The organism is Enterobacter sp. SST3 (genome assembly GCF_000286655.1).
Taxonomy (GTDB): domain Bacteria; phylum Pseudomonadota; class Gammaproteobacteria; order Enterobacterales; family Enterobacteriaceae; genus Enterobacter; species Enterobacter roggenkampii.
Map to the genome: position 1 here is coordinate 243,212 of NZ_ALNS01000012.1, position 12,437 is coordinate 255,648.

Sequence of the window (12,437 nt, forward strand, 5' to 3'; positions counted from 1 at the left end):
ATCGTTATGCGTTAGTAAATGTAGCTTATGAATCAGTGACAAGGATTGGCGATTGCGGGGGATTGCCGTAGAATGTCCGCCCTCATTACGAGTCACCAAGGTGGTTACACACAAACCCCGCTTCAGTCTGCTGCCTGAGGCGTCTATATGGGACAGCGCAAAAATTGAATACACAATCCCGTTCACGTTCACCGCTGGTGCAACTGGAACGAATTCGTAAAAGTTTTGATGGCAAAGACGTCATTTCCGACCTCACTCTCACCATCAATGACGGTGAGTTTCTGACGCTGCTTGGCCCCTCCGGCTGCGGCAAAACCACCGTACTGCGCCTTATCGCCGGGCTGGAAAGCGTCGATAACGGCCATATCCATCTTGAAAACCAGGACATCACCCAGGTTCCCGCTGAAGACCGCCACGTCAACACTGTCTTTCAGAGCTATGCCCTCTTCCCGCACATGACCGTGTTTGAAAACGTGGCGTTTGGCCTGCGGATGCAAAAAACCCCCGCGAGTGAGATCGAACCGCGCGTCACCGAAGCCCTGCGCATGGTACAGCTCGAGACGTTTGCCCAGCGAAAACCGCATCAGCTTTCCGGCGGCCAGCAGCAGCGCGTGGCCATCGCCCGCGCCGTGGTCAACAAGCCGCGTCTGCTCCTGCTGGATGAATCCCTCTCCGCGCTGGATTACAAGCTGCGCAAGCAGATGCAGAACGAGCTTAAAGCCCTGCAGCGCAAGCTCGGCATTACCTTTGTCTTCGTCACCCACGACCAGGAAGAAGCCCTGACCATGTCCGACCGCATCGTGGTGATGCGCGACGGCAAAATCGAGCAGGACGGCACGCCGCGTGAAATCTACGAAGAGCCGAAAAATCTGTTTGTCGCCAACTTCATTGGTGAGATCAATATCTTCAACGCCACGGTGATTGAGCGTCTGGACGACCAGCGCGTTCGCGCGTGCGTCGAAGGACGCGAGTGCGCCATCACGGTGAATTTCCCCGTCGAAAAGGGACAAAAGCTCAACGTTCTGCTGCGCCCGGAAGATCTGCGCGTCGATGAAATTCACGGCAATACCGAGGCCGAAGGGTTAATCGGCTATATCCGCGAGCGCAACTACAAAGGGATGACGCTGGAGTCTGTCGTCGAGCTGGAGAACGGCAAAATGGTGATGGTCAGCGAGTTCTTTAACGAGGACGACCCGGACTTCGACCACTCTCTCGACCAGAAAATGGTTATCAACTGGGTAGAAAGCTGGGAGGTTGTACTGGCTGATGAAGAACACAAGTAAGTTCCAGAATGTGGTGATTGCCACGATCGTCGGTTGGCTTGTGTTGTTTGTCTTTTTACCCAACCTGATGATCATCGCCACCAGCTTCCTGACCCGTGACGACGCAAACTTCGTTTCGCTGGTTTTTACGCTGGACAACTACGCGCGCCTGCTCGATCCGCTCTATTTTGACGTGCTGCTGCATTCGCTCAATATGGCGCTGATTGCCACCATTGCCTGCCTGGTGCTGGGTTATCCGTTCGCATGGTTCCTCGCGGGTCTGCCGCAAAAGGTGCGTCCGCTGCTGTTGTTTCTGCTGATTGTGCCGTTCTGGACCAACTCGCTGATTCGCATCTACGGGCTGAAAATCTTCCTCAGCACCAAAGGCTACCTCAATGAATTTCTGCTGTGGCTGGGGGTGATTGATACGCCGATCCGCATCATGTTTACCCCGAGCGCGGTGATTGTGGGTCTGGTCTATATCCTGCTGCCGTTTATGGTGATGCCGCTCTACTCCAGCATTGAGAAGCTGGATAAACCGCTGCTGGAAGCGGCAAAAGATCTGGGTGCCAACAGGTTCCAGACCTTTATCCGCATTATCATTCCGCTGACCATGCCCGGCATTATCGCGGGCTGTCTGCTGGTCATGCTTCCGGCCATGGGTCTGTTCTACGTTTCGGACCTGATGGGTGGCGCGAAAAACCTGCTGATTGGGAATGTGATCAAGAGTCAGTTCCTCAACATTCGCGACTGGCCGTTCGGCTCCGCCACCAGCATTACATTGACGGTGGTGATGGGTCTGATGCTGCTGGTTTACTGGCGCGCCTCACGGCTGCTGAACAAGAAGGTGGAACTCGAATGATCGGTCGACTGCTTCGCGGCGGTTTCATGACCGCCATTTACGCTTACCTGTATATCCCGATCATTATTTTGATCGTGAACTCGTTTAACAGCTCGCGCTTTGGGATTAACTGGCAGGGCTTTACCACCGACTGGTACAGCCTGCTGATGAACAATGACAGCCTGCTGCAGGCCGCGCAGCACTCGCTGACGATGGCGATCTTCTCCGCCACCTTCGCCACGCTGATTGGATCCCTGACCGCCGTGGCGCTCTACCGCTATCGCTTTCGCGGTAAGCCGTTCGTCAGCGGCATGCTGTTTGTGGTGATGATGTCGCCGGACATCGTGATGGCGATTTCGCTGCTGGTGCTGTTTATGCTGCTGGGCGTACAGCTTGGCTTCTGGTCGCTGCTGTTTTCCCATATCACCTTCTGCCTGCCGTTTGTGGTGGTGACCGTCTTTGCGCGCCTGAAAGGGTTCGACGTGCGCATGCTGGAGGCGGCGAAAGATCTGGGCGCCAGCGAAATGACCATCCTGCGCAAAATCATCCTGCCGCTGGCGATGCCCGCCGTGGCGGCCGGATGGCTGCTGAGCTTTACCCTCTCGATGGATGACGTGGTGGTCTCCTCCTTCGTGACCGGGCCGAGCTATGAAATTCTGCCGTTGAAAATTTATTCGATGGTGAAAGTCGGCGTTTCACCTGAGGTGAACGCGCTGGCGACCATTCTGCTGGTGTTTTCGCTGGTTCTGGTGATCGCCAGCCAGGTTATTGCTCGTGATAAAACAAAATCTCAGGGGACAATGAAATGAAAAAAATGCTCGCCGCTGCGGCGCTGGTGCTTGGTATGGGTGCCGCACACGCTGATGACAGCAAAACGCTCTACTTCTACAACTGGACCGAGTACGTGCCGCCGGGCCTGCTGGAGCAGTTCACCAAGGAGACGGGCATCAAGGTGATCTACTCGACCTACGAGTCGAATGAAACCATGTACGCCAAGCTCAAAACCTACAAAGATGGCGCGTACGATCTGGTGGTTCCTTCCACCTACTTTGTCGACAAAATGCGCAAAGAGGGCATGATCCAGAAGATCGACAAAACGAAGCTAACTCATTTTTCAAACCTCGATCCGGAGATGCTCAACAAGCCGTTTGACCCAAACAACGACTACTCCATTCCGTATATCTGGGGGGCAACCGCGATTGGCGTTAACAGCGAGGCCGTCGATCCGAAATCGGTGACAAGCTGGGCCGATCTGTGGAAACCGCAGTACAAAGGCAGCCTGCTGTTGACCGACGACGCGCGCGAAGTCTTCCAGGTGGCGCTGCGCAAGCTTGGCTACTCTGGCAACACGACGGATCCTAAAGAGATTGAAGCGGCATATGCCGAGCTGAAAAAGCTGATGCCTAACGTGGCGGCATTCAACTCTGATAACCCGGCAAACCCGTATATGGAAGGCGAAGTAAACCTGGGGATGGTGTGGAACGGCTCCGCGTATGTGGCCCGCCAGGCCGGTACGCCGCTTGAGGTAGTCTGGCCAAAAGAAGGCGGGATCTTCTGGATGGACAGCCTCTCCATTCCGGCTAACGCGAAAAATGTGGATGGGGCGCTGAAGCTGATTAACTTCCTGCTGCGCCCGGACGTGGCGAAACAGGTTGCCGAGACGATTGGCTACCCGACGCCAAACCTGGCCGCACGCAAGCTGCTGAAGCCTGAAGTGGCTAACGATAAGTCGCTCTACCCGGATGCGGAAACCATCAGCAAAGGTGAGTGGCAGAACGATGTCGGCGACGCCAGCCGCCTCTATGAAGAGTATTACCAGAAGTTAAAAGCGGGCCGCTAACCGGTATCGCGCTCTTCCTCACGCCGCCTGCGCGGCGTGAGGAAGGATTAACTGACCGTATTCTCTCCAGCCCAGAGCGTCGCCTTTCGCATCGCCTCAACCACCTCTTCATCTGACAGGCCCAGCGCCTGACGAACCCGGGTCGCCTCGTCCCACCGCTGCTGTTCATAGTAACGGCAGAGGTTAATCATGTCGGCTAACCGTCCCTCCTGGTGGCACAGCGCGTTGCTCACGCTCTGCGGCACCGCAATTTGCTTCATCAGCTCTGCCATCGGAAGCTCCAGGAGGGTATCGAGCAGAGAAAACAGGCCGCACATGAACGCATTTTCAGCCAGAGTAGGTTCGTTCATCGTCTCAGCCAGCAGTTCGCAGAATTTGCCGCGCATCATGCTCAGCGGGTAAAGTTCGCTGACGGTGTCATTGCCCGCACTGGCGAGGACCACGACGGCAACAAACCGTCGGAGCTGGTTTTCGCCAAGATACCTGAGCACCTCGCTCAGGGTTAACTTACTGAAATTACAGGCGCCGACATGCTTAAACGCCGTATGCTTCATATAGCGCATGATTTTATAAGAGAGCGTGAGATCGGTTTTTATCAACGACTCGATGATTCGAAAATCAGGTTTATTGCGTCCAACCTCCATTTGCAGCCGAAAAATCGCCAGCTGATTTTGCGACAGCCGTTTATATTTAATGACCTCCGGACGGCAGAAAAAATAGCCCTGAAAAAGGGAAAATCCCTCGTTTCTGTATTGGTTGAATTCCTCTTTAGTCTCAATTTTTTCAGCAAGATATTTAATATGACCGGTCAGATGTTTACGTACTTTCAGATACGCTTTAATTTGCGCTAAGGTATAATTTCTGACGTCGAATTTCAGGATTGAAATATAGGGTAAAAAAACATCCCATTCTGGCGCAAGGGTGAAATCATCAAGCGCAAACTGATAGCCGTGCGCATTCATCTCCCTGACGGCCTGCAGCAGTTCGGCCCCCGGCACAGCATCTTCAAGGATTTCAATCACCACGCTCTCTTTATCAAGCGCTTCTCCACTGCGGTCAATAACCATCCTTGAAGGGAAATTAATAAACGACGTATGTGCCCCGGCAATGCGCTGGGACGGCACACATAAGAACTGATCTGATATCATCCTGGACGTGGCATATTCTGCCGACACATCCGGAAAACGATTTGTCATCCCGTCTCTGAAAAGCAGCTCATAGGCTACGGTATTCATTTCAGGGTTAAAAATGGGTTGTCGCGCGATAAATCCGTACATATCCCATCCTCCTCTACCACTTTATATTTATTAGCATCCTCTTTCTACACGACGATAACGAGTTTTATCGAGCACTATTTTGATTGAATGCACAAAATAAAAGCATCCACACTAATTAACGGGAATTAACCGTCTGGATTTAAATTAAATATATCCTTCGCTCTACAGAAAGGAGATGAAATATCCGATAAGTACTTTGTGCCTGCCCGACATGCACGACATTACGGGAGATGAGAATGAAAGACGCCATGGTCCGAAGACAAAAAATAAGAGTCAAGACGTTGATGCTATTGTCCATTTTCCTCACCGTGACGGTGGGCTTTACGGCAACGATCGGGTTTATGATGTGGCAATGGATGGCGCAGCAAGAGGTGCTGGCCAAAAACCATATTCGCCAGATAGCCGAGGTACACGCTTTACAGGTCAGCAAACAGCTGGATTCTGCCCTGACTGCCGCCCGGGATATGGGCAACAGCGCTCTCGCGCTACGCGAAGCGGGCATTTCCGACCGCCAGAGCCTGAACCAGCTGCTCGTCCACTTCCTCTCGGCTCACCCGTCGTTTCTCTCCATGTCGATGGCCTTTGAGCCCAACGCGTTTGACGATAAAGATGCCGTCTTTGCCGGTCAGAGCGGCGAAGATCCTGCCGGGCGCTACGCCCGCTACGTCGACCGCGATGCCACTGGCAAACCGACATTGCACCTGCTGACGGACATCGAAACGCCCGGCAGCGGTGATTACTATCTGTTGCCGAAACAGCGGCATAAAGATGTGATCATCGAACCCTATATTTACCCCTACAACGGCGTGGACGTGATGCTCACCTCAATTGCCGCCCCCATCATGCGTGACGGTCAGTTTCTGGGCTCAGTCACCTCTGACTTCTCGCTCGCCACGCTGCAGTCCATGATTGGCGCCATTAAACCGTGGAACGGCACAGGCTACGCCCTGCTCCTGTCTGCGGGCAATAACGTGGTGTCCAGCCCGGACAAAGGTGCGGCAGGCAAGCCTTACGCGGGTCACATTGCAGGACATGGCGTCACTCGGGTAAACGATCCGCTGCTGAAAGAAGAGGTGTTTATCACCTGGCAGGCGATCGCCGTCGGTAATAGCCAGACGCCGTGGAAACTCGCCATCATCACCCCGGTCAGCGAAGTGATGGCCGAAGCGCGCGCATTTTTACTGAAGGCCATCGTCCTGATGGTGTTAAGCATCGTTGCGGTTAGCCTGGTGATGGCCCAGATCTTTACCCGCAAGGTTGATCGTCCGGTGGGGGGAGAACCTTCCGAGGCCGCCGGGATCGCCCTGGCCGTCGCCCGCGGGGATCTGAACAACACCATCCCGGTGCGATCCGGGGATACCCACAGCATTTTTTATGCCCTGCACACCATGCAGACGCAGCTCAAGCGCATCGTCGACAACATCAGCGAAGCCAGCCACTCCGTGCACGGCGGGACCAGCGAAATTTCGGCGGGCAACCTTGACCTCGCCTCGCGTACCGAGGAACAGGCGGCGGCGATTGTTGAAACCGCTGCCAGCATGGAAGAGATTTCGGTTACGGTGAAGAACAATGCCGACAACGCCCACAAGGCGACCACCCTGACCGATCGCGCCGCGAGCCTTGCCGGGCATGGCGAAACGCTGGTGAACGATGTGGTCGTGGTGATCGGCGAGATTGATGAGAGCGCGCGCAAGATCGGTGAGATTAACAGTATCGTCGATGGCATCGCCTTCCAGACCAATATCCTGGCGCTGAATGCTGCCGTTGAAGCGGCGCGCGCGGGTGAACAGGGACGCGGTTTCGCGGTAGTCGCAGGTGAAGTACGCAACCTTGCGCAGCGAAGCGCTAACGCGGCCAAAGAAATCTCTCAGCTGATTGCCGAGTCCTCAGGCCGCGTCAGCAAAGGCGTCGAGCTGGTCAATGAGACCGGCGTAATGATGAAACAGGTGATTGAGGCGGTGTCGCACGTGCATCTGGTCATCAACGACATTGTTCAGGCGCTGGACGAGCAGAATCGGGGGATTAGCCAGGTCAGTACCGCCGTCAACCAGATGGACAGCACCACCCAGCAGAATGCCTCTCTGGTTCAGCAGATCTCTGCGGCGGCGCTCTCGCTGGACGAGCAGGCTAAATCGCTGGAGAAGACGCTGGCCTTCTTTCATTCTTAAATAAAAAGGCACCCGTCCAGCGGGTGCCTTTTCACGCCATGAGCGTTACAGACCTTTCAGCAGCTTGTCGACAAACTCCGGAACAACCGTGCTTGCCAGACCGTAGTGTTTCTCTTCAAACTCGCTGCCCACCTGGCTTGGCTCAAGATTGAGTTCAACGGTATGCGCGCCGTGCAGTCGCGCTTCGTGGACAAACCCCGCCGCCGGGTAAACGTGGCCGGATGTGCCGATGGCGATAAACACGTCGGCCATCGCCAGCGCGCTGTAGATCTCATCCATTCCCAGCGGCATTTCGCCGAACCAGACCACGTGCGGACGCAGGCGAGACGGGAACTGGCAGCAGTGGCACTTATCCTCCGGCAGCACGTCCTCTTTCCAGTCCAGCACCTGACCGCTCCAGGCGCAGCGAACCTTGAGCAGCTCACCGTGCATATGGATGATGTTCCTGTTGCCGGCCCGCTCGTGAAGGTTGTCGATATTCTGCGTCACCAGCAGAAAACGATCGCCCAGCGCCTCTTCCAGCTTCGCCAGCGCCAGATGCGCGGCATTCGGCGCGACGTCAGGCTGCTGAAGCTGACGACGGCGGGCGTTGTAAAACGCCTGCACGAGATCCGGGTCGCGGGCAAAGCCTTCCGGCGTGGCGACATCCTCTACGCGGTGCTCTTCCCACAGCCCGTCCGCCGCGCGGAAGGTTCGAATCCCTGACTCGGCGGAGATCCCCGCCCCGGTCAGCACCACCACTCTGGGTTTATCCATCGCTTCTGGCATCATTCTGTCTCTGAAAAAGATCCGCTGGCGCAAGCGCTCACGCAAGCGGCGTTTATTTTTGCGAAAACGGCTGAGTCGACCCTGGCGACGCGACAGCATAGAAACCTCGTAAACTAATCGGTGAGATGAAGGAATGCGGCTCCGCGCATGCCTCCTGCGTCCCCGTTTCGCGCGCGTTCAATACGCGGCACGCGGGCAACCGGCAATAAATGTCGGGGCAAACGCCCGGACAACCGTTCCGTAATCGCGGTAAAGTTTGAGAGCCCTCCCCCAATCACCAGCAGATCCGGGTCGACGATGGTGAGAATATTGCCCAGACACACCGCCAGCAGATCCAGATAGCGCTCGACGTGCTCACGCGCCTGCGCATCCCCTTGCTCCCACAGGGTAATGATTTGAGGGGCCTCAAGTTTCTGATGATAGAAGTGTTCGTAAAGCCATGCAAACCCGCGGCCTGACAGGTAGTTCTCAATACAGCCGTGCTGCCCGCAGCCGCAGCGGGTCAGCGGGAAATCACGGCCGACGACCTCCAGCGCATCCACCGGCAGGCGGATATGACCAAACTCGCCGGTGATGTAGCTGCGGCCGGTGATGGGCTTACCGTTGATGACGATTCCTCCGCCGACGCCGGTACCGAGGATCAGCCCCATCACCAGCGGATATTGACGGAACTCATCATCCCAGGCTTCGGAGAGCGCAAAGCAGTTGGCGTCGTTATCTAAACGCACGTCGCGTTCAAGGAGCGCGGAGAGATCGGCGCGCAGCGGTTTACCGCTGGCGGCAGGCACGTTGGCCGCGTAAAGCGTACCGTCGTCGGTTTCCGGCATGCCCGGAATACCAATGCCGACGCTGCCTTTCACGCCAAAGCGTTCATCAGCCTGCGCCACCAGCGCGGCAATGGCGGTTAAAAATTCGTCGTAGCTGCCGCGCGGCGTGGGAACGCGGGTTTCCCACTGCAGTTTGAGGTCTTTATCAAACACGCCGAGCGCAATCTTGGTGCCGCCAATATCAAATCCATAATACATAACGCATTCCTCTTTCGATCTGGCGACCCGAAAGCCGCTAGATCGTGACGTAATTACTGGCCACTTAATACCCTCGCCGGATCAATTCGGCTTGCGCGACGCGCCGGATACCAGCTTGCCAGCAGACTCAGTAAAAGTGCTGTAAGCAGCACATAAAAAACATCCAGCCAGTGCAGTTCAGACGGCAGGAAGTCAATAAAATAGATATCACCCGACAGGAACTGGTGACCAATAAGCTTTTCAATCCCGTTGATAATCGGCGTTAGCTGCAGGGAAACCACCACGCCAATCACCACGCCGCACAGGCTGCCGAACAGCCCCGCCAGCAAACCGTACCAGACGAAGATGGCGCGAATAAGACCGTCTTTTGCCCCAAGGGTACGCAGCACGGCGATGTCGCCGCTCTTGTCTTTGACCGCCATCACCAGCGTCGAGACGATATTAAAGCACGCGACACCGATCACCAGCACCATCGCCAGATACATAATGGCGCGGATCATCTGGATATCACGGTACATATAGCCGTAAGTGCCGATCCAGCTTTTGATGTAGACATAGTTATTGGTCACGCTGCCCGCGTCGCGCACCAGTTTGTTAGCGTTAAAGACGTCGTTCACCTTAATGGCAATGCCCGTCACGCTGTCGCCCATGTCGAGATACTGGCGTGCATCCTCCATCGGCACCATCGCAAAGCTGTGGTCAAGCTGACCGCTCAGCTGAAGAATACCGGTAACGTGCAGGCGCACGCGCTTTGGCTGCTGCAGTTTGTGATCGGCGCTGGCATTCGGGATCATGATTGACACCCAGTCGCCCTGCTTCACCTTCAGGGCATCAGCAACGCCTTTACCCATGATGATCTGCTGCTCGCCCGCCTTGAAGTTGGCCCACGCGCCGTTCTGCACGTAGTTCGGCAGCGCGCTGAGGCGCGCTTCCTGCGTCGGATTCACCCCTTTCACCTGGATGGCGCGCAGGTTTACCCCGCTCTCCACCAGCCCGGTAAAGTTAATGTAGGGCGCAGCCGCGGCGATGCCGGGCACTTTTTCCACTTTGTTCAGGGCGTCGCTCCAGTTCGTCCACGGCTGGTTAACCGGTTCGATCTCCCCGTGCGGCACGACCGCCAGAATACGGTTATTCAGCTCGCGCTCGAAGCCGTTCATGGCGCTTAAGCCCACAATCAGCACCGCCACACCCAGCGCAATACCGATGGTCGAGATAACGGATATCAGCGACACCATGCCGCCGCGACGGCGGCCGCGGCTAAAACGTAAACCGATGAGTAACGATAACGGTGACGCCATTACTCTGCTCCCATCAGGGTCAGTTCCGCGTTCAGATGACCGTCGCGCATCTCAAGCTGGCGCCCCATGCGTTTTGCCAGCTGCAGATCGTGGGTCACCACCAGAAACGCGGTGCCCTGCGAGGCGTTCAGCTCGCCCAGAAGCTGGAAAATACTGTCCGCGTTGCGCGCGTCCAGGTTACCGGTAGGCTCATCCGCCAGCACCAGACGCGGATTGTTGACCAGCGCACGGGCAATCGCCACGCGCTGACGCTCGCCGCCGGACAGCTCCGACGGACGGTGGTTTCCGCGATGGCCCAGCCCTACCGCTTTCAGCATGTCGCTGGCGCGGGCGTTAATCTCAGCCGGTTTCTTTTTGCCAATCAGCAGCGGCATCGCCACGTTTTCCAGCGCCGTGAAATCCGGCAGCAGGTGGTGGAACTGGTAGATAAAGCCCAGCTCGCGGTTACGCAGCTCGGCCTTCGCTGCTGAGGACATTTTGCTCATCGGCTGGCCGGAGAAAATCACGTCGCCGTTGGTTGGGGTATCCAGCCCGCCCAGCAGGTGCAGCAGCGTACTTTTGCCCGAGCCGGAGCTGCCGACAATCGCCATCATCTCGCCTTCGCCCACGCTAAAGCTCACATTGTGCAGCACGTCGGTTTGCACAGTGCCTTCCTGATAGCGTTTGGACAGGTTGTCGCATTGCAACAGGATCTTATTCATAACGTAAAGCCTCAGCGGGTTGAGTGGCGGCAGCGCGCCAGGAAGGATAAAGCGTAGAAAGCAGCGCAATGGCCATCGCGGCCAGCGCAATACCGACCACCTGCAGCGGCTCGATGGCCACCGGCAGCGCCGCGCCGTCAAGCAGCGCGCCGATGATCGGCATTAAATTGTTGAGCTGGCTGGCAAGCAGCGCACCCAGCACCGCCCCGAGCAGCGCGCCGATGATACCGGCGCTGGCCCCCTGCACCATAAACACGGCCATGATCTGCCGCGGCGTCAGCCCCTGGGTTTGCAGGATAGCGACCTCGCCCTGCTTCTCCATCACCATCAGCCCCAGCGAGGTGATGATGTTAAAAGCAGCCACGGCGACGATCAGGCTCAGCAGCAGCCCCATCATGTTTTTCTCCATCCGCACGGCCTGGAACAGCTCGCCTTTACGCTCGCGCCAGTCCTGCCATTTGGTGCCGTCCGGCAATTTTTGCTGGCTGAGGGTATCGACCTTCAGCGGCGCGTCGAGCCACAGGCGCCAGCCGGTGATATTGCCGGCCGGGTAGCGCATCAGGCGTGACGCGTCCTGAATGTTAACCAGCATCTGGTAGCCATCGACTTCGCTGTTGGCGGCAAAGGTCCCAATCACGGTGAACAGGCGCTGGCTTGGCAGGCGCCCCATCGGCGTAAACTGGCTGGCTGAAGGCACCATCACGCGGAGCTGGTCGCCGCGGTTAACGCCAAGCTGGCCGGCAAGCTGCTCACCCAGAATCACATTGTATTTTCCGGCTTCCAGATCGGTCTGCTTCACGTTAACGAGATACGGCGTGAGCGGATCTTTTTGTGCCGGGTCAATACCCAGCATCACGCCGACCGCCACGCTGCGGGCGCTTTGCAGCACCACGTCGCCGGTGGTCAGTGGCGCAACGCGCGTGACGCCCTGTAACTTCGCCGCGCTTTCCGGCAGCTGCTGTGGGTTAACCGAACCGTTAGTGGATGAGAGTACGGCCTGCGGCATCAGCCCCAGGATGTTGTTTTGCAGCTCGCGCTCGAAGCCATTCATGACGGAAAGCACCGTCACCAGTGCCATCACGCCAAGCGTAATGCCAATAGTCGAAAGCCAGGAGACAAAGCGACCGAAGCGGTCCGCGGCGCGCCCACGCATGTAGCGTAAGCCTATGAAGAGTGCGACAGGTTGATACATGAAGTCCGTCTGTTTGCTGATAGCAGACCCACGAGTATATAAGCGAATCCGTTAAGCGTAAATGA

General features: G+C 56.6%; 11 protein-coding genes. 5 read left to right on the forward strand and 6 right to left on the reverse strand.

Annotation, left to right across the window (positions count from 1 at the left end):
• Positions 1–134: 134 nt before the first annotated feature.
• From potA to potD, 4 genes are read left to right on the forward strand one after another with little or no spacing between them, the layout of a single operon-like run.
• Entirely contained in the window at positions 135–1,283 is a 1,149-nt protein-coding gene (gene potA / locus B498_RS14070; protein ID WP_192812204.1) for a spermidine/putrescine ABC transporter ATP-binding protein PotA, read from the forward strand.
• A complete protein-coding gene (potB, locus tag B498_RS14065; RefSeq protein ID WP_008500764.1) occupies positions 1,267–2,124 on the forward strand; it encodes a spermidine/putrescine ABC transporter permease PotB in 858 nt (285 codons plus the stop codon). Before potA ends, potB begins: the two co-directional genes overlap by 17 nt.
• Positions 2,121–2,912 carry a spermidine/putrescine ABC transporter permease PotC gene (gene potC / locus B498_RS14060; RefSeq protein ID WP_008500765.1) on the forward strand — a complete coding sequence of 264 codons (792 nt, stop codon included), beginning with the start codon at positions 2,121–2,123 and terminating at the stop codon, positions 2,910–2,912. The genes potB and potC overlap by 4 nt, the downstream gene beginning before the upstream one ends.
• A complete protein-coding gene (gene potD / locus B498_RS14055) occupies positions 2,909–3,943 on the forward strand; it encodes a spermidine/putrescine ABC transporter substrate-binding protein PotD (protein WP_008500766.1) in 1,035 nt (344 codons plus the stop codon). Before potC ends, potD begins: the two co-directional genes overlap by 4 nt.
• A 47-nt stretch (positions 3,944–3,990) precedes the next feature.
• On the opposite strand, the gene B498_RS14050 is transcribed toward potD, so the two are convergent.
• Entirely contained in the window at positions 3,991–5,220 is a 1,230-nt protein-coding gene (locus B498_RS14050; protein ID WP_008500767.1) for an EAL and HDOD domain-containing protein, read from the reverse strand.
• Positions 5,221–5,456: 236 nt separating this feature from the next.
• Between B498_RS14050 and B498_RS14045 the strand changes: the two genes are divergently transcribed.
• On the forward strand, positions 5,457–7,388 hold the full coding sequence (locus B498_RS14045) for a methyl-accepting chemotaxis protein (protein ID WP_008500768.1): 1,932 nt from the start codon (positions 5,457–5,459) through the stop codon (positions 7,386–7,388).
• A 45-nt stretch (positions 7,389–7,433) separates the two neighbouring features.
• Here the strand turns inward: B498_RS14045 and cobB are convergent, their stop codons facing one another.
• Genes cobB through lolC form a run of 5 tightly spaced genes read right to left on the reverse strand, consistent with a single transcriptional unit; the run spans position 7,434 to position 12,372 of the window.
• Positions 7,434–8,255: a Sir2 family NAD+-dependent deacetylase gene (gene cobB, locus B498_RS14040; RefSeq protein ID WP_008500769.1), complete on the reverse strand. Its 822-nt coding sequence runs from the start codon at positions 8,253–8,255 to the stop codon at positions 7,434–7,436.
• Positions 8,256–8,269: 14 nt separating this feature from the next.
• On the reverse strand, positions 8,270–9,181 hold the full coding sequence (nagK, locus tag B498_RS14035) for an N-acetylglucosamine kinase (protein ID WP_008500770.1): 912 nt from the start codon (positions 9,179–9,181) through the stop codon (positions 8,270–8,272).
• Between the two features lie 53 nt (positions 9,182–9,234).
• Positions 9,235–10,479 (reverse strand): lipoprotein-releasing ABC transporter permease subunit LolE, encoded by a 1,245-nt coding sequence (gene lolE / locus B498_RS14030; RefSeq protein WP_008500771.1) that lies wholly within the window; start codon positions 10,477–10,479, stop codon positions 9,235–9,237.
• Positions 10,479–11,180, reverse strand: coding sequence for a lipoprotein-releasing ABC transporter ATP-binding protein LolD (gene lolD / locus B498_RS14025; protein WP_008500772.1), 702 nt, complete (start codon positions 11,178–11,180; stop codon positions 10,479–10,481). Before lolD ends, lolE begins: the two co-directional genes overlap by 1 nt.
• The gene (gene lolC, locus B498_RS14020; RefSeq protein WP_025911790.1) at positions 11,173–12,372 is read right to left on the reverse strand and encodes a lipoprotein-releasing ABC transporter permease subunit LolC; all 1,200 of its coding nucleotides are present in this window, start codon (positions 12,370–12,372) and stop codon (positions 11,173–11,175) included. The genes lolD and lolC overlap by 8 nt, the downstream gene beginning before the upstream one ends.
• Between the last annotated feature and the right edge of the window lie 65 nt (positions 12,373–12,437).